The sequence below is a fragment of the Natronobacillus azotifigens genome, assembly GCF_026805325.1.
GTDB lineage: Bacteria > Bacillota > Bacilli > Bacillales > Amphibacillaceae > Natronobacillus > Natronobacillus azotifigens.
Window position 1 is genome coordinate 15,705 of sequence record NZ_JAPRAT010000006.1, and the last position, 26,463, is coordinate 42,167.

At 37.2% G+C, this 26,463-nt stretch carries 22 protein-coding genes; 20 read left to right on the forward strand and 2 right to left on the reverse strand.

Features of this window, described 5'->3' with window-relative positions; genetic code table 11:
• Positions 1-366: 366 nt before the first annotated feature.
• The 16 genes from OWO01_RS04435 to OWO01_RS04510 all read left to right on the forward strand — a co-directional run bounded on the left by OWO01_RS04435 (position 367) and on the right by OWO01_RS04510 (position 19,060).
• Positions 367-1,368: an acrylyl-CoA reductase family protein gene (locus OWO01_RS04435; RefSeq protein ID WP_268779224.1), complete on the forward strand. Its 1,002-nt coding sequence runs from the start codon at positions 367-369 to the stop codon at positions 1,366-1,368.
• A gap of 504 nt (positions 1,369-1,872) precedes the next feature.
• Positions 1,873-2,559, forward strand: a complete 687-nt coding sequence (gene araD, locus OWO01_RS04440; RefSeq protein WP_268779225.1) for an L-ribulose-5-phosphate 4-epimerase — start codon at positions 1,873-1,875, stop codon at positions 2,557-2,559.
• Between the two features lie 143 nt (positions 2,560-2,702).
• Positions 2,703-4,190 carry an L-arabinose isomerase gene (gene araA / locus OWO01_RS04445; RefSeq protein WP_268779226.1) on the forward strand — a complete coding sequence of 496 codons (1,488 nt, stop codon included), beginning with the start codon at positions 2,703-2,705 and terminating at the stop codon, positions 4,188-4,190.
• Between the two features lie 186 nt (positions 4,191-4,376).
• A complete protein-coding gene (locus tag OWO01_RS04450; RefSeq protein ID WP_268779227.1) occupies positions 4,377-5,501 on the forward strand; it encodes a GntR family transcriptional regulator in 1,125 nt (374 codons plus the stop codon).
• Between the two features lie 205 nt (positions 5,502-5,706).
• Complete coding sequence (locus OWO01_RS04455; protein WP_268779228.1) at positions 5,707-7,008, forward strand: family 43 glycosylhydrolase; 1,302 nt, start codon at positions 5,707-5,709, stop codon at positions 7,006-7,008.
• Between the two features lie 636 nt (positions 7,009-7,644).
• Complete coding sequence (locus tag OWO01_RS04460; RefSeq protein WP_268779229.1) at positions 7,645-8,925, forward strand: extracellular solute-binding protein; 1,281 nt, start codon at positions 7,645-7,647, stop codon at positions 8,923-8,925.
• Positions 8,926-9,001: 76 nt separating this feature from the next.
• Positions 9,002-9,877: a carbohydrate ABC transporter permease gene (locus OWO01_RS04465; RefSeq protein WP_268779230.1), complete on the forward strand. Its 876-nt coding sequence runs from the start codon at positions 9,002-9,004 to the stop codon at positions 9,875-9,877.
• Positions 9,878-9,937: 60 nt separating this feature from the next.
• Positions 9,938-10,783: a carbohydrate ABC transporter permease gene (locus OWO01_RS04470; protein WP_268779231.1), complete on the forward strand. Its 846-nt coding sequence runs from the start codon at positions 9,938-9,940 to the stop codon at positions 10,781-10,783.
• A 54-nt stretch (positions 10,784-10,837) separates the two neighbouring features.
• Positions 10,838-11,257: a hypothetical protein gene (locus OWO01_RS04475; protein ID WP_268779232.1), complete on the forward strand. Its 420-nt coding sequence runs from the start codon at positions 10,838-10,840 to the stop codon at positions 11,255-11,257.
• Between the two features lie 467 nt (positions 11,258-11,724).
• Entirely contained in the window at positions 11,725-13,233 is a 1,509-nt protein-coding gene (gene arfA / locus OWO01_RS04480; RefSeq protein WP_268779233.1) for an arabinosylfuranosidase ArfA, read from the forward strand.
• 44 nt (positions 13,234-13,277) lie between these two features.
• Positions 13,278-14,759: an alpha-N-arabinofuranosidase gene (locus OWO01_RS04485; RefSeq protein ID WP_268779234.1), complete on the forward strand. Its 1,482-nt coding sequence runs from the start codon at positions 13,278-13,280 to the stop codon at positions 14,757-14,759.
• Positions 14,760-14,829: 70 nt separating this feature from the next.
• A complete protein-coding gene (locus OWO01_RS04490) occupies positions 14,830-16,029 on the forward strand; it encodes a sn-glycerol-1-phosphate dehydrogenase (protein WP_268779235.1) in 1,200 nt (399 codons plus the stop codon).
• Between the two features lie 25 nt (positions 16,030-16,054).
• Complete coding sequence (locus OWO01_RS04495; RefSeq protein WP_268779236.1) at positions 16,055-18,274, forward strand: alpha-galactosidase; 2,220 nt, start codon at positions 16,055-16,057, stop codon at positions 18,272-18,274.
• Positions 18,275-18,346: 72 nt separating this feature from the next.
• The gene (locus OWO01_RS04500) at positions 18,347-18,472 is read left to right on the forward strand and encodes a hypothetical protein (RefSeq protein WP_268779237.1); all 126 of its coding nucleotides are present in this window, start codon (positions 18,347-18,349) and stop codon (positions 18,470-18,472) included.
• A gap of 150 nt (positions 18,473-18,622) precedes the next feature.
• Positions 18,623-18,832: a hypothetical protein gene (locus OWO01_RS04505; RefSeq protein ID WP_268779238.1), complete on the forward strand. Its 210-nt coding sequence runs from the start codon at positions 18,623-18,625 to the stop codon at positions 18,830-18,832.
• Positions 18,833-18,835: 3 nt separating this feature from the next.
• Positions 18,836-19,060: a hypothetical protein gene (locus OWO01_RS04510; protein WP_268779239.1), complete on the forward strand. Its 225-nt coding sequence runs from the start codon at positions 18,836-18,838 to the stop codon at positions 19,058-19,060.
• A gap of 86 nt (positions 19,061-19,146) precedes the next feature.
• Here the strand turns inward: OWO01_RS04510 and OWO01_RS04515 are convergent, their stop codons facing one another.
• Entirely contained in the window at positions 19,147-19,548 is a 402-nt protein-coding gene (locus OWO01_RS04515; RefSeq protein ID WP_268779240.1) for a secondary thiamine-phosphate synthase enzyme YjbQ, read from the reverse strand.
• Between the two features lie 110 nt (positions 19,549-19,658).
• Between OWO01_RS04515 and OWO01_RS04520 the strand changes: the two genes are divergently transcribed.
• Positions 19,659-20,039 carry a RidA family protein gene (locus OWO01_RS04520; protein WP_268779241.1) on the forward strand — a complete coding sequence of 127 codons (381 nt, stop codon included), beginning with the start codon at positions 19,659-19,661 and terminating at the stop codon, positions 20,037-20,039.
• 255 nt (positions 20,040-20,294) lie between these two features.
• Positions 20,295-21,197, forward strand: a complete 903-nt coding sequence (locus tag OWO01_RS04525) for a DUF1002 domain-containing protein (RefSeq protein WP_268779242.1) — start codon at positions 20,295-20,297, stop codon at positions 21,195-21,197.
• A 76-nt stretch (positions 21,198-21,273) separates the two neighbouring features.
• Here the strand turns inward: OWO01_RS04525 and OWO01_RS04530 are convergent, their stop codons facing one another.
• The gene (locus tag OWO01_RS04530; protein ID WP_268779243.1) at positions 21,274-22,449 is read right to left on the reverse strand and encodes an MFS transporter; all 1,176 of its coding nucleotides are present in this window, start codon (positions 22,447-22,449) and stop codon (positions 21,274-21,276) included.
• A gap of 324 nt (positions 22,450-22,773) precedes the next feature.
• On the opposite strand from OWO01_RS04530, the gene helD reads away from it, so the two are divergent.
• Positions 22,774-25,125 (forward strand): RNA polymerase recycling motor HelD, encoded by a 2,352-nt coding sequence (gene helD / locus OWO01_RS04535; protein ID WP_268779244.1) that lies wholly within the window; start codon positions 22,774-22,776, stop codon positions 25,123-25,125.
• 422 nt (positions 25,126-25,547) lie between these two features.
• On the forward strand, positions 25,548-26,387 hold the full coding sequence (locus OWO01_RS04540) for an aldo/keto reductase (protein ID WP_268779245.1): 840 nt from the start codon (positions 25,548-25,550) through the stop codon (positions 26,385-26,387).
• Positions 26,388-26,463: the final 76 nt, after the last annotated feature.

Sequence of the window (26,463 nt, forward strand, 5' to 3'; positions counted from 1 at the left end):
ACAAGTAAAACGACAGATGACCATTCATGGTCATCTGTCGTTTTACTTGTTGGAAAGTGTCACGCTATAGCGTGACATGACAAGCGGTAGTTTGTCACCATCAGTCCCTTACAAACTATAGCTTCAAATTTTTTTGAAAAAGGACCGGGTGCTTTTCCCGTTTTATTTTATTGTGTACGCGCAGTGTTAGTAGTTATTAGCACCTCATATAAAAACCGTCCCAAAAAGAAATTTCACACTACTTGTAGTTTATATAAGTTGAATTTGTTAATATCATCACAATCTTTTGCAAAGGGAAGGTCAATTTGATAGAGTAGGTAGAGAGAATTAGATTTTTACATAGAGAAAAAGAGGAGTCGTTTCATGATGGATCAAACAATAAAAGCATATCGATTAATGAAAGAATCCGATCAAGTAATTGGTAAGGTGATAGACCTTACTGTTGATGATTTACCTGAAGGCGAGGTGCTTGTTCGCGTTCACTATTCCGGAATTAATTATAAGGACTCTCTAGCAAACCTTACAAATAGTCCAATTGTAAAGAACTATCCATTTACTCCTGGAATTGATTTAGCGGGTGAGGTAGTAGAATCGGCAGATGACCGTTTTTCCCCGGGCGATCCCGTCATTGCAACGAGTTACGAAATTGGTGTAACCCATGATGGTGGGTACAGTGAGTATGCGAGATTGAAAGCAGAATGGGTTCTTCCTCTTCCAGATGGATTAACATTGAAAAAAGCCATGATTTTAGGGACAGCTGGTTTCACTGCAGCTTTATCGATTGATCAATTGGAGAAAAGCGGATTAACCCCTGAAGCAGGTAAGGTGTTGGTTACCGGAGCTACCGGTGGAGTTGGCAGTATTGCAGCTACTATGTTAGCGAATAATGGTTATCATGTAGTTGCTAGTTCAGGAAAAGACAAGGCAGAAACATTTTTAAATGATTTAGGTGTGAAAGAAACGATTGATAGAGATGCAGTGGTAGGCGGGAAAATTCGTGCACTTGATAAACAACTATGGGCAGGAGCTGTAGATCCGGTTGGTGGAGAAACGCTAGCAGCTATTTTAAGTAAATTGCAATACAATGGTGCAGTTGCGGTGAGTGGCTTAGCTGGTGGTGTGAATGTTCCAACGACTGTTCATCCTTTTATTTTGCGAGGGATACGATTGATTGGAATTGATTCTGTTTATTGTCCATACGATTACAGGAGAGAAATATGGGAACGAATGTCTAGGGATTTAAGCTTAAGTGACAAACAGTATTCTACGATATCAACCAAAGAAATAGGTTTAAATGAGTTAGGGCAGTACCTTCCAACTTTACTAGAAACAAAGACATTTGGTAGGCTTATCGTTAAAATAAAATAATAATTGGAATTGTAGAGATTTTCTATGAATATTTATTAACCAATATTCGTAGAAAATCTCCCTTTTTTTATCCTGGAGCAACCGTCCGTAAGACTCCCACTTCAAAACAAGGAGAATATCAAGTTGTTTACGTAGGAGTAACGAACGCTAGCACCCCGAAGGCTTCAAGGGCCTTTTGGTCATCCTTTAGAGCTAACAATCAGTGGGGAATACGTAAAACCCCCGACTGATTGAAGGTTCACTTTATGGGTAATTATGTTATAGATGAATAAGTAAACATATCGATTAACTTGTATGGTTCATTGCACCGTTTGTAATATAATGGATTATTTGGCGGGATATCTAAAGGAAAGCAACAAACATTTTAAGATATCATGTTATTTATAGGAAAAATGCAGAAAAAAACAACTTACATATTGAATGTACGTACGAATTATATTAATATAAGATTAAACAAATAAACATCCGTACAACGAAGTGATTTTGAGAAAGGTGCTGAGAACTATGTTAGACGCATTAAAAAAGCAAGTGCTTGAAGCGAACTTAGCCTTACCTAAGTATAATTTAGTAACGTTTACTTGGGGTAATGTAAGCGGTTTCGACAAAGAATCCGGACTTGTCGTGATTAAACCAAGCGGTGTACCTTATGACGAAATGACAGTCGACGATTTAGTTGTTGTAGATTTAGACGGAAATGTTGTAGAAGGAGATAAGAAACCATCTTCAGACACGCCAACTCACTTAGTTTTATACAAGAACTTTTCGGGAATCGGTGGTGTTGTACATACACATTCTCCGTGGGCAACGAGTTGGGCACAGGCGGGCACAGCAATACCTGCTTTAGGAACAACACAAGCCGATTATTTTTATGGTGCAATCCCTTGTACACGTAAAATGACAGAAACAGAAATTAAAGGTGATTATGAACGGGAAACGGGAAATGTTATTGTGGAGACCTTTAGAGATATCGATCCGCTTGCTGTTCCTAGTGTTTTGGTGCATAGTCACGCTCCGTTTAATTGGGGGAAAGACCCAGATGAAGCAGTTCACAATGCAGTTGTTGTAGAAGAAGTGGCCAAAATGGCTTTGCGTACGTATCAGATTAATCCGAATACGCAAGATATGCAACAAACATTACTGGATAAACACTATCTACGTAAGCATGGAAAAGATGCTTACTATGGTCAATAGAAAAATGCGTGCATTACTCTTGCTGTCTTAGTAGTGTAAGCCTATACAACAAAAAACGGGTATTAAAAAACAAAAGATAAATTTTTCAACAGATGCTAATGATAACAACTGTTGAACACTAAAAATTGTTTGGAGGAATTGATATGTTAACAGTAAAACCTTATAAATTTTGGTTCATAACGGGTAGCCAGCCACTATATGGTGAGGAAACATTACGTGAAGTGGAAGAAAATTCTAAAAAGGTAGTAGATGGACTTAATAACACAGGTAACTTACCTTACCCAATTGAGTTTAAACAAGTAGTAACAACAGCAGAAAATATTTATCAACTAGCTTTAGATGCAAATGCTGCCGAAGATTGTGCAGGGGTAATCACGTGGATGCACACATTCTCCCCAGCAAAATCATGGATTGCCGGTTTAAAGGCATTGCAAACTCCATTACTACACTTGCATACCCAATATAATCGCGACATTCCTTGGGAAACGATTGACATGGATTTCATGAATACCAACCAAGCAGCTCATGGTGATCGTGAATATGGCTTTATTGGTACTCGTTTAAATCTTGGTAGAAAAGTTGTTGTAGGACACTGGGAGAATCCAGAAGTAGTAGTAAAAGTTGCTGGATGGATGAAAACAGCCGTCGCTGTCGTTGAAGGAACAAACATACGTGTCGCTCGCTTTGGCGATAATATGCGTAATGTGGCAGTAACAGACGGAGATAAAATTGAAGCACAAATTAAATTTGGATGGACGGTTGACTATTATGGAATTGGGGATCTAGTTGAGGAAATAGACAAAATTACTGATGGTGCATTAGCAGAATTATATAAAGAATATGAAGAATTGTATGAATTGCCAGCTGAAGCAGCACAACCAGGACCGGTTCGTGACTCTATTTTATACCAAGGTAAAGTTGAACTCGGGTTAAAAGCATTTTTAGCAAAAGGAAATTACAATGCATTTACAACGAACTTTGAAGACTTACATGGTATGAAACAATTGCCAGGATTAGCGGTGCAACGTTTAATGGCAGAAGGCTATGGTTTTGCTGGTGAAGGTGACTGGAGAACTGCTGCGTTAACACGTTTAATGAAAATTATTTCAGACAATAAAAACACTTCATTCATGGAAGACTATACGTACCACTTAGAGCCGGGTAATGAAATGATCTTAGGATCACACATGCTAGAGATATGCCCAACAATTTCTGCAACGAAACCGAAGATTGTTGTAAATCCACTCGGAATAGGTGGCAAAGACGATCCAGCCCGACTTGTATTTGATGGAAAAGGCGGAGACGCTGTAAATGCATCACTGATCGAACTTGGTGGACGTTACCGTTTAGTTGTTAACGAAGTGAAAGCTGAGCAACCTAAAATAGAAACACCTAAATTACCAGTTGCGAAAGTGTTGTGGAAGCCAGAACCTTCCTTAAGTGAAGCAACAGAAGCCTGGATTTATGCTGGTGGAGCACATCATACCGTATTCTCTTTTGATGTAACGACAGAACAACTATGTGATTTTGCAGAGTTGACAGACATCGAATGTGTTGTCATTGATCGTGATACAAAGCTACGTCCATTTAAAAATGAACTAAGATGGAATGAAGCTTCTTATCGAAGATAAGAGTAAATGAAAAGCAGGGATTCATACAGTGAGTCTCTGCTACCTTTCTATAATGGAATACTATAGTTATTTTTCACCAATTTTTGAGCGGAAACACAAAAAAATAGCGAAATGAAACGAAAAAAATGTTATGATATAGCTAATAGATGAATTTCAATAAGTTAATTCGATTTATGAGGTGTAGTTATGCAGACAAAATACAATATTGTGAAGCAAGCAATAAAGTCAAAAATTTTAGATGGGACTTTTCAGCCACACCAAAAAATCAGTTCGGAAAGTGAATTGATGAAGCAATTCAATGTTAGCAGGCATACAGTTCGTTTAGCTATTGGAGAATTGGTGAATCAAGGTTGGCTGTATCGAGAACAAGGAGCAGGAACTTTCTGTGCAGATCGCTCAAAAGAAGAAAATGTGCAAACGATGAAAGATCAAAAAAGTATTGCGATTATAACGACTTATATTTCAGACTATATTTTCCCTTCGATCATAAGAGGGGCTGAATCCTATTTAAGTCAACTTGGTTATCATGTTAGTTTATTTAGTACGAATAATGATCATGATAATGAACGGCGTTTTTTGGAGAAAATATTAACACAACACTTTGACGGAGTCATTGTAGAACCTACCAAAAGTGCTATTGCAAACCCTAACATTAATTATTATTTGAATTTAGAGCGCCAAAATATTCCTTATATTATGATTAATGCATATTATGATGAACTAGAACCACTAAGCATCACGTTAGATGATGAAGCTGGTGGTCACTTACAAGCAAAGCACTTAATTGATTTAGGGCATAAAAACATTGTTGGATTCTTTAAAAATGACGATATTCAAGGTACGAAGCGGATGAAAGGTTATTTGAAAGCGCACAGAAAACATCATCTGCCCATTAATCCAAATAATATCGTTACCTATAAAACAGAGGAGAAATATTTCAAGCCTGCAGAAGAGTTAGAAAAATTGTTGGAATTACCAGAGTCTGAACGGCCTACTGCAGTTATTTGTTATAATGATGAATTAGCCATCGCTTTATTAGATGTCCTGCGCAACAAAAATCTTAGCATTCCTGATGATATTTCCATTATTGGATTTGATAATTCATTCTTAACGGAAGTTTCTGAAGTAAAGTTAACAAGTGTGCAGCACCCTCAAAGTAAAATGGGAGAAACGGCAGCAAAAGTTATTTTGGATATAGTAAAAGAATCGAATGGCAACCCTAAGAAAGTGAAGGAAACGGTTGATTCCATTGCTTTTACACCGGAATTGGTTGTTCGTAATTCTACTGCTAAGTTAAATCACACTAAATAATCAATAACCGTAATTTTACCTTTTGGAATGATTACGGTTATTTCGTTTGAAAAAATAGTTAAATAATAACAATGATGTAAGCGTTTTCTTCGTTGTTACCTTAATAGAACATAAAGTTAAGTGATAACGGAGTATAGATCGTAGTATCATCGTAAAATTGTGAACTTGTTGATATGTAAATATATTTTTAGGAGGAGACAAAAAAGTGATAGATAAAAATAATATACCAAAAGATAATTTGTTCGACGAGACAATACTAAGAGACGAAAATAAGTGGGGGACTTATGGTGCTCACGATCCTGCTATCTATAAAGATGGGGAATGGTATTATGTGTTTTCAACAGATACAGGCGGAAAAGATAACTTTATGGCAGGTGTCCAGATTCGCAGATCAAAAGATTTAATCAATTGGGATTGGGTCGGACGAGCTTTTGAGAGGGGGGTTCCAGACGAAGCTTATGCGTGGACAGGTGCAAAAGGTTTATGGGCACCTGAAGTAGTGAAATATGCTGATGTTTATTATATGTACTATGCAGCAAGTCAATTTGGTAAAACACAATCTTTTATTGGTGTTGCAACCAGTAGTAGAATAGAGGGGCCTTATGAAGATCAAGGTTTGGTATTCAAATCAAAACAAGGAGAAGAAGGTCCAAATGCAATTGACCCCAATATTACATTTGATCGAAACGGTGAACCGTGGATGGTCTATGGTTCGTTCTTTGGAGGACTTTACGTAAATAAAATTAATCCCAGCACAGGGAAATTTGTTGAATATGGTAGAGGGGAATTGATCGCAAGAAGAAGTACAACGGTTGATCGTGCCATCGAAGGCCCATATATTGTTTATAACCCAGACTTAGATTACTATTATCTGTTCGTTTCTTATGATTCTCTGTTTGCTGATTACAATATTAGAGTTGCTAGATCAAAAAATATCTCTGGACCATTTGTTGATTTTAATGGTTTAGAAATGACTGACATTGAATCTCCTCAACATGATGTCGGGATGAAAATACTAGGTGGTTATCATTTTGATGGGGATGATGGTTGGGTAGCACCTGGACATAATTCTGTCTTGAAAGACGGAGATGATTATTATGTGTGCCACCATATTCGAGCAGCCAAGGATAAGCATTGGAATTATCTTCACATCAGAAAAATTTTATGGACAGATGACGGTTGGCCATTAGTTTCTCCACAACGATATGCTGGAGAAACAGAGCGAAGTGTGAAAATTGTTGAATTAATGGGGCAGTGGGAGTTTATCGATATTGAAAAGAACAATGACAAGCAAGATATTCCTTATAAGGTAATTGTCACAGAACCGGAAGATCGGCCACATTTTATTCAGAAACCAAATGAGAATTCTTACAAACTATTCATTGATGATAAAGTGATTGACGGAAAAGTCATCGAGAGTTGGGACTGGGAAAACTGGAGAAAGACGATTGTATTTGCAGGATATGATGGAAAAGGTCGCGTTACTTTAGGTAAAAAAATAGAATGATAAATCATATGTCCCGAGTTAAAACGGGAAAATATAAAAAAACGATAATTCTTCCAAAGGAAGGATTGTCGTTTTTTTACTCTTATAGGAGAATGTAAGTTTTTTGTTGATATGCCAATGGTTAAATAGATCCAAAAGACTTTCTAGTATAACAATAGGGACTGATGGTTGCTTTCCAACAAGATACTGACTTTATTAATGATCGAAAGGAAAGTCAATTTGTTCGGTCACAATTCGTAATCAACTTAGCGAAGCTCGTGTTGAAGAACAAAAAAATATGATTGTTGAGCGAGGAGAGAAAGAGTGTTGTAATAATAAGCGTTAAACTAGAAACACGTACGCTCAAGAGCAAGGATAAACTTGTCCGAAAAAAAACGTTATTTAATATAACATTTAAGATATTTTAATGACTCAAGTGGTTATATTTGATCTTACGTATATCATAAGATATAATGTAAACGTAAACATATACGTATGATTTAATTTCCCATAAATGTATAAAGAAGGTCCCTGATTAATGTTTTACAACGAGATTCTCTAAAGACATTAAATAAAGCGCTTACTTATTATATTTGTTAGGGAGAAAATCATGAAACTTTTGTTTGCAAAATCAATTAATAAAGTGGGGGAGAAAACATGAAGAAGAAATCAATTGCATTTTTAGCTTCAGCCTTAGTTACATTAGTTCTATTAGCAGGTTGCGGTGGCGATGAGAACACGATTCAGTTTTGGACACCATTAACTGGTGAAGACGGTGCTTATATGGATCAACTAGTTAGTGACTATAATGACACAGATCCTGAGTTTCCGGTAAATCACGTTATTACGTCTGATTTATACACACAAATTTACACAGTCTTACAATCGGGAAGCGGAATTCCAGATCTTACTTTGATTCACGCTGATCGGGTTCCTAGTTTTGCCAACAATGAATTATTAGTCCCAATGGATAATATTTTATCGCAACAACCTGAATTAAATGAAGATAATTTTCTGGAAGAAGCATGGACAGCAGGTATCATAGATGGAACGCAATATACAGTTCCATTAGATATTCACGGAAGTGCGATGTATTATAATATTGATTTAATGGAAGAGTATGGTGTTACCCATTGGTTAGACGATGATATTGTAACAATTGATGAAATGCTTGAGTTAGAAGGGCAACTAGAAGAAGGGCAGTATGTCGTAAATGATGCCTTGCTTAGTTGGGTTGCTTTAGGGCAACTTCAGAATTTTGGAGGCGATGTTGAAGGTCCAGATGGAGAGCCTACAATAAACACGCCAGAAATGCGACAAGTTATTGATTCCTTACGCCAAATTAATGAAGCTGGATTAATGACCCCATTCGGAGAAGATGGTTATCTCATGTTCCAATCAGGGAACGTACTTTTCTCAACAGATGGTACATGGAGTAGACTAGCACATGCTCAAGTAGAATCATTAAATTTTGGGATAACAAATGTTTATTCTCATAGTGCTGATATATTCCACAATCGTTCTTCTGCACACTTATTCTCGATGTTAAGAAATGAAGACAGAACACCTGAAAAAGAAGAAGGAATAGGAGAATTTTTAGAATATATTCGTGAACATTCCATTGAATGGGCAGAAGCTGGTCAAATTGTAGCATCACGAGAAGTGATCGAGGATCCTGATTATGATCAGTTCATGCAATCATTCTATACAAAAGATGAAAGACAAGAAGAATCGCTTCACATTTATACTTATGAACACTACCCATATGTAGTGGATGCAATGGATAGCTTTATTGCTGATATTGTACATGGAGAAATGGGTATCGAAGAAGGATTAGAAGAAATGCAGCGATTTGTTGAAGACCGAGTTGATCAAGGTAATCAAGAACTTGAAGATGCTGCAGATGCTGTAGAAGACTTTGCTGATGATGTAGATTAATCTACGTGCTAAAGTAATGCGCCGAGAAATTTACTTTGGCGCATTACTTTTATTTTTAAAAGAAGGAGGAATCTTTATGAACAAAAAAAAATATTCACAATGGTTTTTTGTAGGACCACACATCATTCTTTTTATTGCGTTCATCTTAATCCCTTCAATTTACGGAATATACGCATCGTTTACTAATTGGAATTTAATGACCGCACCTAATTTTGTGGGATTAGAAAATTATCGCACGATTCTCTTTAATCAAGACTCATCGTTCCATCGAGAGTTTTTTAACGGAATGAAAAACACGTTAATATTTGTAGGTGTGAGTGTACCTTTAATGGTTGTTATTCCGTTATTAATAGCAACTTCAATTGAACACAAAAAAGTGAAATACAAAAACTTTTTTCAATCGATTGTTTATATTCCTGGTTTAATTTCGATATCAGCAGCAGCACTGATTTGGTCCCTAATATTCAATAGTCAGTTAGGGGTTATGAATAATTTATTTGGATTTGATACAGTGTGGACAGCTACCCAGCCTTATGCTTGGATGACGATCTTTATCATGACAGTCTGGGGTGGAATCGGTGGAAATATGATTATTTATCGTGCTTCTATCAGTAGTGTATCTCAAGATTTATATGAGTCCGCAGAAATTGATGGTGCGGGTGCAATTCGAAAATTTATTAGTATAACATTACCTTCGATTAAGTTTCCGTTAATTTATACAGTTGTTATGACGACAGCAGGGTCATTTAATGTTTTTGGTCAACCACTAATGATGACTGGTGGAGGGCCAAGAGAAAGCACTTCTGTACTAATGATGTATATACGAGACTTAGCATTTGGATCTGGTCAGTCAATTGCGGGTATGGCGTCAGCTATGGCGGTATTACTTGGAATGGTGCTGCTTGTGATTTCTGCCTGTCAGTACTATATCATGAATAGAAACTCAGCTTAAATAAATTTTATAAATGTATCTATGCGAAGTCAGTAATGATAAGGAAAGGTGGGAGTTTCTTTGAAAAAAAAGATTGATGTATCAAAATACTTTGCTTACTTATTTTTAATTACAGTATGTCTGATTTGGGTTATTCCATTGATATTTGGTATTAGTACTTCATTTCGATCACAAGCAGAAGTGGTGAATGAAGGGTTTAGACTTTTGCCAGTGAATTGGATTGTCGATAATTATGTTACCATATTAGAAAATACATCCTCTGCTCCAATTCTTCGTTGGATTGGAAACTCGTTGTTTATTTCGATTACCCACACTCTGTTAGTGGTTGTTGTCATTTCTGTAACAGGATATGGTTATGCACGAATGAAGTTTAAAGGCAGAGATGTACTGTTCTTCACTTTATTAGGTATTTCTTTCTTCCCTAATGTTGTTAATATTATTCCAATGTACCGAATTATGGATTTATTCGGTTGGGTAAATACTCCTTGGGCAATGATTGTACCTGGTTTAGCAGGTATGGGGAACATCTTCCTTGTAAGGCAGTTTATGAAAGGGCTACCAATGGAATTGGATGAATCAGCCCGGGTGGATGGAGCTGGAGATTTTACGATTTATTTCAGAATTATTCTTCCGTTAATTAAGCCTGTATTGATTGTTGCCGGTCTATTCTCGTTTATTGGTTCCTGGAACGATTTCCTATGGCCGGTAATTGTCTTTACCGATGTACAAAGAATGCCGGTAACAGCAGGTTTGCTGCTCTTACAAGATATTTATGGAAATTATCAAATGGTGGGTAGATTGATGGGGTCAGCAATCTTAGCAATCATTCCGACTCTATTACTCTTCTTGTTTGCACAGAAACACTTTGTATCTGCGATAAACTTAAATGCAGGGCTTAAGGGTTAAAAGAATTGAAGGATATGGACATAATAATATTTTTAGAAATAGAGGTGATAGGAATTGAAGAGAGGATTAGAAAGAAAATTAGTGATGATGGGTGCCACATGGAATTTATTCACAGCACTAGTAACGTTATTTGGTTACTACGGTTGGTTTCATGATGAAGGAATAAAAGCGCTCCAAGGTGCTAATCAAGAACTTCTTGTTACGGGAACCTCTATGATGGAAAATATCTCAAGTGTAATTTTAACTTTTGGGTTATTTATGTTCGTGATGGCAATAATGAATTTCCTTGTTGGTGTCCATCTGAAGGATAATCAAATTCAAAAAAAGATTACCGTATGGCTCTGTATTTGGATGGTTATTCAACTATTATCAATGGATATCATCGGATTTCTACTCTATATGTTAGCATTTGTGTTTTATTTATCAAAAAACAAAGCAATACGACTTTCAGAAAAACAAGTGAAAGCCGTATAAGTAATGAATGTTTGTAATTTAGAAACTCTTATATTTCTTTTAGAATATAAGAGTTTCTTTTATCCCGGAGCAACCGTCCGTAAGACTCCCACTTCAAAACAACGAGAATATCAAGTGGTTTAAGTGGGAGTAACGGACGCTAGCACCCCGAATGGTTCAAAGGCCTTTAGGTCATCCTTTAGGGCTAACAATCAGTGGGGAATAACTAAAACTCCCACTGATTGAAGTTTCACTTTATTGGAAAATACAAATCTAGCATAAAATGAAATTTAAAAAGTTAAACCTAATCCTTAGTTTTTGCATTGAAATTACCAATAATTTTATATATAATGAAGTTAGTTATACGTACAAATAGTAAATTTGATAACTTGAACAAAATGGATTTAGTGATTCGCATGTTTTTATTGCAAAAACTGTGCGTATGATCCGTTGTTTTGTAACCGTTATCAAAAATAGGAGGATGGAGTATGGCAAATGTAAAAGCAAAGATGATTCTGGATAAAAATTATCAAATCGCAAAAGTAGACGAACGAATTTATGGTTCCTTTATTGAGCACTTGGGACGTGCAGTTTATGGAGGGATTTATGAGCCTGGTCACCCTGAAGCAGATGAACAAGGATTCCGTAAAGACGTTATCGACCTCGTAAAAGAACTACAAGTTCCGATTGTGCGTTACCCTGGTGGTAATATGGTATCTGCCTATAATTGGGAAGATGGTGTTGGTCCGAAAGAAGACCGACCACGTCGTTTAGAATTAGCATGGCGAACAATTGAAACGAATGAAGTTGGTACGAACGAGTTTGCAGATTGGGCGAAAAAAGTTGGTGCCGAGGTAATGATGGCAGTTAACTTAGGTACTAGAGGAATTGATGCGGCAAGAAACTTTATTGAGTATACCAATCACCCTGGTGGTACATATTGGAGTGATTTAAGAAGATCACATGGTTATGAGCAACCGCACAACATCAAAACATGGTGTTTAGGAAATGAAATGGATGGTTCGTGGCAAATAGGTCATAAAACAGCGCATGAATATGGACGAATTGCACAAGAAACTGGAAAAGCTATGAAACTTGTAGATCCTACGATTGAACTAGTTGCATGCGGAAGTTCAAGTTCAGGCATGCCTACATTTCCTGAGTACGAAGCAACGACACTTGATCTTGCATATGACCATTTAGATTTTATTTCTTTACACCAATATTACGGCAATCGTTCCAATGATCCCGCCAACTTTTTAGCGAAAAACTTAGATATGGACCATTTTATCAAGACGGTTATTTCTACTTGCGATTATATTAAAGCGAAAAAACGTAGCAAAAAATCAATTAATCTAAGTTTTGATGAGTGGAATGTATGGTATCACTCAAATCAAGCGGATAGAGAAATAGAACCTTGGTCAATCGCACCACCTCAATTAGAGGATCATTACAATTTTGAAGATGCGTTACTTGTTGGAAGTATGTTAATTACCTTCTTACAACATGCGGATCGCGTAAAAATGGCTGCGATGGCACAATTGGTTAATGTTATTGCGCCAATTATGACGGAAAACAATGGTCGAGCTTGGAAACAAACGATCTTCTATCCATATATGCATACATCTGTATTCGGGCGCGGTATTTCGTTGAAGCCAATCTTAACAACACCAAAATACGACTCCAAAGACTTTACGGATGTACCATACGTAGATAGTGCCGCAGTATACAATGAAGAAAACGAAGAAGTAACGATCTTCTTAGTGAACAAGCATTTGGAATCATCTATGCCGATTGATATCGATTTAAGGAGTTTTGAAGACTATAAATTAGTAGAGCACATTGAATTAGTAAATGATGATCTAAAAGCAGTTAATACAGCTGATCATCAAGCAGTAGCACCACAATCGAATAAGGATTCGAAATTAGACAATGGTGTGCTTTCTGCAAACCTAGCGAAAACATCATGGAATGTCATCCGCTTAAAAAAATCGTGAAAAACGAATTGCTTTTTTAGAAAAGAATGAAATGAGGTGCTAATTTGGAAACAAGAGTAGTCGTTAACGCGGACGTATCAAGAGGTAAAATTGACAAGCACATCTATGGACATTTTGCTGAACATTTAGGTCGTTGTATTTATGAAGGAATCTGGGTTGGCGAGGATTCGCCGATTCCAAATACAAACGGTATTCGAAATGATGTTGTCGCAGCATTAAAAGAATTGAACATTCCAAATCTTCGTTGGCCAGGTGGATGTTTTGCTGATGAGTACCATTGGAAAGATGGGGTAGGACCACGTGAGAACAGGAAACGTATGATCAACACACACTGGGGTGGTGTTGTGGAGAACAATCACTTCGGTACACATGAATTTATGATGTTATGTGAGATGTTAGAGACGGAACCATATATCAATGGAAACGTAGGGAGCGGGACTGTTCAAGAAATGTCTGAATGGGTGGAATATATGACTTTTGATGGCGAATCACCCATGGCTAACTGGAGAAAAGAAAACGGTCAAGAAAAAGCTTGGAAGTTAAAGTATTTCGGTGTAGGGAATGAGAACTGGGGTTGTGGTGGTAACATGAGGCCAGAATACTACGCAGACTTATACCGACGCTTCCAGACATATGTGCGTAATTATGGAGATAACAAGATTTTTAAAATCGCTGGTGGAGCAAACGTAGACGATTATAACTGGACAGAAGTGCTAATGCGAGAAGCAGCGCGGTTTATGGATGGCTTGAGCTTGCATTATTATGTTCATCCAGGTGGCTTTTTTAATAAAGGTGATGCAGTGAGATTTTCTGAGAAAGAATGGGAACTTTCCATGCAAAAAGCATATTTCACTGAAGAACTAATTGAAAAGCATAGCACAATTATGGATAAATACGATCCAGAAAAACGTGTTGCAATCATTTTTGATGAGTGGGGTGCTTGGTACGATGTGGAGCCTGGGACGAACCCAGGATTCCTCTATCAACAAAATACTGTTCGTGATTCCGTCATTGCGGGTGTTACGCTGAATATTTTTAACAATCATAATGATCGCGTACGTATGGCAAACATCGCACAAATGATCAATGTTATTCAATCGATGATTTTAACAGATGAAGAGAAGATGATCTTAACACCAACATACCATGTGTTTAAAATGTATAAAGTTCATCAAGATGCAGAACGTGTTGCATTAGATATCGATACAAAAATGTTATCTGTGGATGGCAAAGAATATCCACAAGTTAGCGCATCTGCTTCAAAAGCGGCAGATGGTACAGTAAACATTAGTTTGTGTAACACGGATAAAGATAATGAAGCAACGATTGATTTTGAATTGCGTGGTATGGAGTTGTTGGGTAACATGACAGGTGAAGTGATTACTTCTGAAAAAATGAATGATCACAATACATTTGAAAATCCTGATAAAGTGAAACCGGTAGAATTCACTGGTTTTGATACAAAAGATAATGCAGTAGTGGTTACATTACCACCAATGTCCGTAGTTATGTTAAGTGTAAGATAAGTAAATACCGAAACAATAAGTCGATGGGGCCTTCCTTATCGACTTATTGTATATTTTAGGAGGGGAACAAGTGGAAATCTCAGACCAACTCTATCGGTTAATGGAACAAACGGGAAATCCATCAATTACGCTACCAGAGCTCATATTAGAAAAAGACGCATTATTTAAAATCGCTCCTTACATTCAAAGGCAAGGAGCAGAGAAAGTTGCCCTTGTTGTCGACCACAATACGTACCAAGCTGCAGGAAAAACTATTGAAAAAACATTACGCGTAGCATCGATTGATTATCAAATAGTACAGCTAGAGGAAACGGATCATGGGCAAGTGATTGCTGATGAACAGTCGTTAGTTCAATTGCTTGTGGAAACGGACTCTGATGTAGATCTATTTTTAGCAGTAGGTTCAGGCACGATACATGACATCGTTCGGTTTGCTGGAAGTAAAATGAATCGTCCGTTCATTTCCGTACCAACGGCTGCTTCTGTCGATGGTTTTACTTCAAAAGGAGCCCCACTAATTTTACGCGGAGTGAAGAAAACGATTCAGACAGCCTCACCGATCGCAGTGTTTGCAGATGTACATGTATTGATATCTGCTCCTCAAGCACTAACTGCCGCAGGTTTTGGCGATATTCTGGGAAAATACACCTCGCTACTAGATTGGAAAATATCTGAATTAATCGGAAGTGAACCTTACTACCCGATAGCGGCAGAACTTACAAGAAAATCACTGGTAAGTTGCGTAGAACGTGTGGAGCAAATTGCCGCTCGTGATCAAGCAGGCATACAGGTATTAACCCAGGCCTTGATCGAATCTGGTTTGGTCATGCTCGTGCTGGATTTTTCTCGACCAGCATCAGGTGGTGAACATCACTTGTCTCATTATTGGGAGATGAATTTGCTAGAAAAAAATAAAGAGCAACTTTTACATGGAGCAAAAGTTGGTGTAGCAACGGCAATAATTTCAAACCTATACCACCAATTCGTAGAAAACTTTGAACCAAGTAGTGTTCCACAGGATCATCGTTATTATCGTAACATCCAAAAACACTGGGATGAAATAAAACAATTAATTAATACCCTTCCAACAGCAGAAGAAATTCAAACGTTGTTGAAGATAATAGGTGGGCCGCAAACTACCGAACAGTTAGAACTAACCAATGAATTGGTGAAAAAGAGTCTAAATGAAGCACAGCATTTACGTGATCGATGCACTGGTTTGTTGTTAATCAATCAATTTAAGAAAGATTTAATCGACTATCCATTGTGACAAGTAAAATAAAGGAGTTGTAACTATGTCGATATATTTTAATGAGACGACAAAAGAATTCCATCTACAAACGAGTGATACGAGCTATATTTTTGCCATTTTAAAAAATAATCAACTAGGACACTATTATTATGGAAAACAAGTGAAGCACCGAGACTCATTCGCACACTTATTTCCTAGTGGATTCCGCGCAACGATTGCAAACGTGGTTGAAGAAGATCATACTTTTTCACTAGAATTGATTAAGCAAGAGTTTCCTTCTTACGGTACAGGTGATTTTAGGGAGCCTGCTTTTCAATTGTTACAAGCGAACGGCAGTCGTATAACTGATTTCACTTACCAAAGTCATCAGATTTATCAAGGGAAAAAGAAATTAGAGAACCTACCTGCTACTTATGTAGAAGAAGCGGAAGAGGCAACAACATTGGAAATTTCTTTAGTTGATTCTTTAATCGATGTAGAAATCATTTTATCTTATTCTGTTTTTGAATCTTATAACGCAATAACACGATCAGTGAGATACATCAATCATGGTGAAAAGGATATTGAGTTAACTCGAGCACTAAGCATGAGTATTGATTATCCCGATTCCAATTATGAGATGATTCATTTAGCTGGTGCTTGGGGAAGAGAACGTCACGTGAAACAACGAAAGCTCCAACCTGGCTTACAAAGTATTACTAGTACAAGAGGTGCTAGTAGTAGTCAACAAAATCCGTTTCTTGCTTTAAAAAGGCCAGAAACAACAGAAGACAATGGATCAGTTTATGGTTTTAGTTTTGTATATAGTGGTAACTTTTTGGCGCAAGTAGAAGTCGACCATTTTGATGTAACTCGTGTGTCGATCGGGATTAATCCGTTCGATTTTAACTGGCGATTACAAAGTAATGAAAGTTTTCAAGCACCTGAAGTAGTGATGGTATATTCAGATCGGGGTTTAAATGGGATGAGTCAAGCGTATCACAAATTGTATCAATCTAGGTTAGCGAGAGGAAAGTGGCGGGATCTTGAACGTCCAATTTTAGTGAACAATTGGGAAGGGACTTATTTTAACTTTACCGAAGAAAAAATAATCGCGATCGCATCTGAAGCAAAACAGCTTGGTGTAGAGCTTTTTGTCTTAGATGATGGTTGGTTTGGTAAACGAAATGATGATACGACTTCTTTAGGAGATTGGTTCGTAAATGAAGAAAAACTTCCAAACGGAATTACCGGACTTGCAGACGATATTACTAAACTAGGAATGGATTTTGGTTTATGGTTTGAACCAGAAATGGTATCCAAGAAAAGTGAACTTTATAAAAAACATCCCGACTGGCTTATTCAAACACCAGGCCGAAATCAAACACCTACGCGGAACCAGCATGTGCTCGATTTCTCACGTCAAGAGGTAGTAGACTATATATACGAAAGTATGGCAGAAACATTATCGAAAGCAAACATTAGCTATGTGAAGTGGGATATGAATCGATATTTAACAGAGATTGGTTCAGCGGAGTTGCCGTCCGAACGTCAGCAAGAAGTAGCTCATCGTTATATTTTAGGTGTATATCAATTATATGAGCGTCTCATTGCGAGTTTTCCTGATGTATTGTTTGAATCTTGTTCCAGTGGTGGTGCTCGTTTTGACCCAGGCATTCTTTATTATGCTCCGCAAGGCTGGACGAGTGATGATACGGATGCGATGGAGCGATTGAAAATTCAATATGGTACTTCTCTTGTATATCCTATTAGCTCAATGGGCGCACACGTATCTGCAGTCCCGAATCATCAAGTAGGTCGAATGACTAGCATGGATGCGCGAGCACATGTAGCCTATTTTGGCGCGTTCGGTTATGAGTTAGATGTAACTGAAATGTCTGAGGAAGATAAAGCTATAATGAGACAGCAAATTGAATTTTATAAAGAAACAAGAAAACTGTTCCAATATGGTAAGTTTCATCGAATTAGTAGTCCATTTGAGGGTAATGTAACAAGCTGGAGTGTCGTTTCAGCAGATCAAACAGAAGCAATTCTTGCATACTATCAATGGTCCGAAATTCCGAACGATGGGTTTAGAAGGATTTATTTTACCGGATTGAACGAGAATTTGGAATATGAAATTGTCGGCATACCAGGAACCTATTATGGTGATGAATTAATGTATATCGGTATTGTCTTAGATAACCCACGGATTCACCAACATAAACACCACCATCCAAATGACTTTCGAACAAAACTCTATCATGTAAAAGCAGTAGACTAAAAGATAGCAGACCTTGCATAGTTTGATGTGAGGTCTGCTGTTTTTATTGGGATTTTGAAGTTGGGGGGGCGTATGCAGATCTCGGAGAATGCGAACAAATCAGAAAAGATGCGAATAAATCGCGGAAAATGCGAACAAATCAGAAAAGATGCGAATAAATCTCGGAGAATGCGAACAAATCGAAAAAGATGCGAATAAATCGCGGAGAATGCGAACAAATCAGAAAAGATGCGAATAAATCGCGGAGAATGCGAACAAAATCGAAAAGATGCGAATAAATCGAGGAGAATGCGAACAAAATCGAAAAGATGCGAATAAATCTCGGAGAATGCGAACAAATCAGAAAAGATGCGAATAAATCTCGGAGAATGCGAACAAATCAGAAAAGATGCGAATAAATCTCGGAGAATGCGAACAAATCTGAAAAGATGCGAACAAATCGCGGAGAATGCGAACAAAATCGAAAAGATGCGAATAAATCGCGGAGAATGCGAACAAATCAGAAAAGATGCGAATAAATCGAGGAGAATGCGAACAAATCAGAAAAGATGCGAATAAATCGTGGAGAATGCGAACAAATCAGAAAAGATGCGAATAAATCGCGTAGAATGCGAACAAATCAGAAAAGATGCGAATAAATCCCGGAGAACGCACGCAAATCAAAAAAGTCGCACGCAAATCCCTGAGAATGCACGCAAATCAAAAAAGTCGCACGCAAATCCCGGAGAACGCACGCAAATCAAAAAAGTCGCACGCAAATCCCGGAGAACGCACGCAAAATCCTAAAGACCCACAATACTCCATCTATTTGCACTAAATGATTTCTCATGCCCAACCCGATCCCCTCAACTTTTCTTGAAAAGGATCTTCCTTTATCCTTCCATCACTTTCACGTGGTATTTTCTTGAACGTGGACCATCAAATTCGCAAAAGTAGATCCCTTGCCAAGTGCCAAGCAATAGTTGACCATTTTGTATGACAATGGTTTGAGCATGTCCGACTGTACTCGTTTTTAGGTGAGCAGCTGTATTCCCTTCCATGTGTAAGTCTTTACTGTGATGCCAAGGATAAACTTCATCCAAGCGTCGTAAAAAATCTGTTTTCACATCAGGATCGGCATTTTCATTGACCGTAATTCCAGCCGTTGTGTGCAAAGAGGAAACAATGACAATCCCATCTTTAATCTTTCGCTCGCTAAGCCAGTTGCTAATTCCCCCGGTAATTTCAACCATCTCACTGTGATCTTTTGTTTGTAGAGAAAAAGTCTGTTCCATTATTAAAACGCTCCCTTTCAAAATATTTAATGTTAACTTAAGTTTACTAAAAAATCAGTAATATGTTAAAATTTTTACTATCATTGTTTCTAAAATAGGAGGATAAACAAATGACAGGTAAAGCGATCCAAACAGATCAAGCACCACAAGCAATTGGTGCCTATTCACAGGCAATTGATTTAGGCGATTTCATATTTATTTCTGGCCAAATCCCATTAAATCCAAGTACGATGGAAGTTGTTGAAGGGGATATTACCGCGCAAACTGCTCAAGTGATGAACAACTTAGAAGCAATTTTAAAAGAGGCAAATTTAACTTTTGCGAATGTTGCTAAGTTTACGATTTATATTACGAATATGGAAGATTTTAAGGCTGTTGATGAAACGTATGCCAAATTTTTATCAACCCCATATCCAGCAAGAGCGACAGTAGAAGTAAGTAAACTACCAAAAGGTGTTCGTATCGAAATGGATGCGATAGCAAAAAGGTAAGCATAATTCAATCTCGATTTCGAAGATTAAAGCTATGGTAAATATCATAATCAAAAAAAAGACAACGTGAGTTTCATAGCTCACGCTGTCTTTTTTTCTCAACATAGACCTGAGCAACAGAAAATTGAACAAATAAATGCCTAAATGAAGGGATATTTCAAATATATGAGCATAATGTAAAAATAGGACTTCCCTTCTAGAGTGTTTCCGTGCATAATATATGTAATAAATTTCAATAGAAATGGAGCACAGAAAATGAAAAAAGTAAAATGGATCGTGCTTAGTTTTTTCCTCTTCATGGGGATATTTACGGTAAATGTATTAGCGAGTGAACAAGATAATGATCAAGGTATAGATGAAAAACACGGTTTACCACGCGTAGTTTATGGAGATGCTTTATCTGAGTCACAACAAGAGGAAGTTCGTAGATTATTAGGAGTTACTGATCGAAATACGGTACAAGAGTATACCGTTACGGCAGCAGATCTTGTTGAATATATTGGTGGAGATTCAAGTTCTAATATGTATTCTTCTGCAAAAATCACGAGAAAAAATGATGGGCACGGAATTGTCGTGCAAATTGTAACTGATGATAATATCACGCAAGTTACTAATGACATGTATGCAAATGCTATGCTGACTGCAGGAGTAGAGAATGCAGACGTCAAGGTTGTTTCTCCGGTCCGAGTTAGTGGTCATTCTGCTTTAACAGGTATTTACAAAGCATTTAATGTCGATGGTGAATCGTTAGACCAAGATCGAATGGAAGTGGCTAACGAAGAACTAGAATTAGCAACGGACTTAGCAGAATTAGAAGATGTTGATCAAGAAAGCGTTACAGAACTTTTAACACAAATCAAACAAAAAATTGCAGAACAAAACCCTGTTTCCAGAGAGGAAGTAGAACAAATTGTTCGCGAACAATTAGATAATTTAAATATTGAACTTAGTCCAGCAGACATTGAAAGGTTAGCGAATTTATTTGATAAGATGCGATCAATTAATATTGACTTTAGTCAAGTTTCCAATCAATTGCAAGATATTGCAAAGAGCATTCAAAATAAATTAGATGAAATTACAGGAGATACTGGTTTTTGGGAAGCGGTAAAAAGTTTCTTTAAAAGCATGATCGATGGTATAAGAAACCTATTTTCGTAATAGAGAAGGCAGCCTACTGTCTATTATTAAAAAAGAAACAGCACGTGAAAATTCGTGCTGTTTCTCTTTCTCTCCACTAATGTTGATTTGCAACATGTCTTGGATATTGTTTTTGAGCGAAGACCATGCCGATACCACTGATAAACAATAATGTACTTGTAAGAACGAAAACAGCTGAAAAACCAAATCCAGCAGAAATTGCACCGCCTATAAGTGGTCCAATCACATTACCTAAAAAACGAATACTGGTGTTATAGCCGAGTACTTCCCCTTGCATCGCAATCGGTGCTTCCTGTCGAATATAAGCAATACGAACAGGAATGATTCCACCAATCGCAACACCGAGTAAGAAACGTAAAATAACCAGTTGCCAAAGACTAGTAACAAAACCAGCTGGAAAATAAACGGCTGCTGCATAAAACAATAACAGGCTTAATAACTTTACATAGCCAATCCGATCACCAATAGCTCCCCATTTACGAGCCATCAATAAATTACCTAGACCAGCAGCGGAAAAAGCAATTCCTGAAGCGAGAGCGATATTCTCAGGTCCGTTAATTTGGCCAACATAAAGTGATAAAATCGGTTGAACACTAAAGTGAGCAATCTGTACGACCATCGAAATCAACATAACTATTAGTAGCATAGGGTGGCGAAGAATATGCAAAATAACTTGTTTGCTTGAAAATCGAGTCGGTTGATCTTCTTCCTTTATTCGATATTCGTTCACACCGAATAATACTAAAAAGCTAGAGAAAAATAGAAATAACGCCAACCATTTAAACGTGGCGGCATAACCGAATGCGTCAGCTAGAACACCACCTATCAGCGGTCCTAACAACGTACCCGTAACACTACCTGTTTGCAGTGTTCCAAGAACCTTGCCAGCCATTTTTTTTGAAGTTTGAGTCGCGATCAATGCTTGAGACATAGAAACAAAACCAGTGAATATACCCATAAAGAGGCGTAAGAAAAACAACTGTGCAATAGAGGTAACAAAACCCATGAAAAAGACAGACAGACCTAAGCCAAACCCAAAAGCAACAAGGATAGGTTTTCGTCCAAAGCGGTCCCCAATCTTTCCCCAGATTGGTGAGAAGATAAAGGCCGTAACAAAAGTAACACTAAAAATAATACCAGACCAATTTTGAACATAGGCTTCTGAATAATCACCTAGTGTATTAATGTAAAGGGATAAAAAAGGTAAGACCATTGTAATACTGCCTGCAATAAAAAAGTTAGCAAACCACATGATTGCAACATTCTTTTTGATTATTGTATCTTGATGAATCGTAATCACTTCTTTCTTGATATTTCGTAACTCTAAATATATATGATAACTCTTAGATGAAGTTTAGGGAAGGCATTTGCAAGAATTCAGGAAAAAAGTAACTTCCCCCATAGGTGAAGAACGAGATATTATTTAACTTTTTAACAGATAACCTCATGCGTTGTGATAAAATCAAATGTCCTGTAAAATGATGTTTGGGACGAATCATAGTAGGAAATCTTTTAACATATAAGCTAGAATATAATGCTTTACCAACGAGTTTTGCGAGTAGAGGAGTTGAATCCAATGGATGAAAAAGAAAAAGATTGGCCTGAAGAAGAAAAGCGTGTAGAACTTGTTGTCCGCCAAGTAAAGAAAAGCATAAAAAAATTGAGTAAGTATGCAAAAACATTAAAAAATCGTGTCATTGACATAAGGAAAGATTTTTGGGATGACGTAACCGTTAACTTATCAGAAATGGATGACATTATAGAGACACAAGCAAGTTTAAAGCAACAAGCCGAGTTTCTATCTGAACGGGAACGGAGTCATGGCCAATTGTCTAAACAACTAGATAAACTGGAAAGGATGCGTGACACACCATATTTTGGCCGAATTGATTTTGTAGAAAACGATCAGAATGTTTACGATTCAATTTATATAGGTACGACCTCTTTGATGGATGAGCAGGAAAATGAATTTCTTGTATATGATTGGAGAGCTCCAATCGCAAGTTTGTATTATGATTATCCACCAGGACCAGCTAAATATCAGGCAATTGATGAAGAAATCGAAGGTGAAATTACCCTGAAAAGACAATACGTTATTCGTCAAGGGGAATTAAAGGGTATGTTTGATACAGGTCTGACAATTGGGGATCATTTACTCCAGTCTGTTCTAGGTAAAAGTGCAGACACGCAAATGAAAAGCATTGTTGCAACGATACAACAAGAGCAAAACAAGATCATCCGCAACGAACGTAGCAAGATGTTAGTAGTTCAAGGTGTTGCTGGCAGTGGTAAAACTTCAGCAGCTCTTCAACGTGTTGCTTATTTATTGTACCGATACCGAGAGCAATTAACGTCAGATCAAATCATTTTGTTTTCACCCAACCCACTATTTAATAGTTATGTATCTACGGTGTTGCCTGAATTAGGGGAAGACAATATGAAACAAACAACCTTTTATCATTATATCGAACAACAATTAGGAAATCGTTTCGTCATTGAATCACCGTTTGACCAAATCGAATATTATTTACAAAAAAATGGTGAGCTCAAAGACCCTCGAATAGCAAGCATGAGTTTTAAAGCTAGCTTAGCCTTTAAAGAGCAAGTCGATCATTTATTAGAAAGGTTAAAGAGAGATGGAATGACTTTTCGAAATGTCCGTTTTCGAGGTGATCTTATTGTAGGGAAAGAGAAAATTCGTAATTATTTTTATGCATTACCTTCTTCGCTAAGTATCCCTGTCCGGTTAGAAAAAGTAATGCAATGGTTGTTGAAAGAACTAAAAAAAATAGAAAAAACAGAAGAAATGGCAGATTGGGTGCTGGAAGAAACGCAATTGTTGGATAAAGATGATTACCAAGAAGCTTTTCAGTCACTAGAAGAAGAATATGCGTATCAATCAGATGTTTTTGATGATCGTAATCGTGAAGAAGCAATCCTTAGGAAGAAAGTAATCAAACAAAAATTACACCCGTTACGTAAAAAGATAAAAAGATTTCATTTTTTCGATGTGAAAAACACCTATATACAATTATTTTCAAATCAAACAGACCAACATGATGTTTTTCCGGATCATTGGGACTTGATGTGTCAGGATACAAAATCAAATATACGAGAGAATTTTCTAACATGGGAAGATGCAACACCATTTCTTTATTTTGAACGAATGTGTATTGGTTTTCATGAAAATCGATCAATTCAGCATATCTTTGTTGATGAAGCACAAGATTATTCTGTTTTTCAATTGGCTTATTTACAAAAAGTCTATCCGAATAGCCGAATGACGTTATTAGGAGATATCAATCAAGCGATATACTTACATTCATTGGAAGATGTTAATCCGCTTTCGCCAGAGGAAAAGGGAGGGCAAGAACGAATTACTTTACTTAGAAGCTATCGATCAACGAGGCCAATTGTAGAATTTACGAAAAGCTGGATGCCGAATGGAGAGAAAATAGAGTCTTTTCATCGTTCCGGTAGGTTACCGGATGTGATCGAAGTGGATAACCGGGATATTGCATTGGATAAGGTAATAACAGCGATGGAAAACGATCAACAGAATGATTATAAGACAATTGCTGTTATTACGAAAACGATGAAACAAAGTCGATCACTTTATCAACAACTAAAAAGGTCTTTTCCCGAAGTCACCTTAATAGATTTTGATACGCATACGTATCAAAAAGGTTTTAACGTGATACCTGCTTACCTGGCAAAAGGCATCGAATTTGACTCGGTTATTGTATGGGATGCCTCAAGAGAGCAATATCAAGATGAGCTTGAACGAAATTTACTGTATACTGCGTGTACAAGAGCGATGCATGAATTAACGGTAATCTCCATTGGTGAGTTAAGTGATTATATAAGAAAAGCACCAAGAGAAACATTCACCTGTTATAAAGTACATGCAATTGAGAAGCAAAAATAATAGGAAAAGCGTTATTTATGCTAAAAGGGTCAAAATCATTGCCCCTCTTTACCGCATAATAGCGCTTTTTTGTTAGTATATTGGGAAGTGTCACGCTATAGCTTCTTATTGTTTTTTGAAAGGACTCGATGTTTTTCTAGTTTATTCCGGAGCAACCCTCCGTAAGACTCCCACTTCAAAATAACGAGAAAAGCAAGTTGTTTACGTAAGAGTAACGGACGCTAGCACCCCGAATAGTTCAAAGGCCTTTAGGTCATTCTTTAGGGCTAACAATCAGTGGGGGAATATCTAAAAAACCCCACTGATTGAAGTTTCACTTTATGTATAAATGAATAAAATGGAAACAAATAAATCAAATTTTTTTGATTTCAGATGGAAATATGAGAGAATGGAAACAAATAAATATTTAGGAGGAAGATCACATGCCAAACAATTTTCAATCGACAACAACACTACATAACGGTGTGAAAATGCCGTGGTTGGGTCTCGGAGTTTTTAAGATGGAAGATGGATCTGAAGTAACAGAATCAGTGGTTGCTGCCATTAAGCACGGTTATCGTAGTATTGATACTGCTGCTGTTTACAAAAATGAGGCCGGCGTTGGGCAAGCGATTAAACAAGCAGGCATTCCTCGAGAGGATTTATTTATTACATCGAAAGTTTGGAACGGCTCTCAGGGATACGAGACGACACTTCAAGCGTTTGAAGAGAGTTTAGAAAGATTAGGTTTAGACTATTTAGATTTGTATTTAATTCACTGGCCAGTTCCAGCCCTAGGAAAGTATAAAGAAACATGGCGAGCGATGGAAAAGTTATATAAAGATGGAAAGATCCGAGCGATTGGAGTTAGTAATTTTAAAGAAAGTCATTTAGAGGACTTAATCAAAGATAGTGAAATTGTTCCCATGGTAAATCAAGTAGAGTTCCATCCACACTTAACGCAAGAGTCGCTTCGTGCTTATTGTAACGAGCATAAAATTCAACTAGAAGCATGGTCGCCGTTAAAACAAGGAAAGTTGCTTGATGACCCGACTTTATCCGCTATTGCTGACAAGTACGGGAAATCAACTGCTCAAGTAATTTTACGTTGGGACTTACAAAGTGGTGTGGTTACGATTCCGAAATCTGTGAAGGAACACCGAATTGTAGCCAATTCAGATGTATTTGATTTTGAATTAACAACGGAAGAAATGAATACAATTGATGGTTTAAATAAAGATGAACGAGTTGGTCCTGACCCAGACGAGTTTAACCGAGCGTAATATAGAATCAGACCATAAAAAAACAGGGATCCATTTAGCGGGCATCCCTGTTTTTTTATGATATTCGTACCTATAT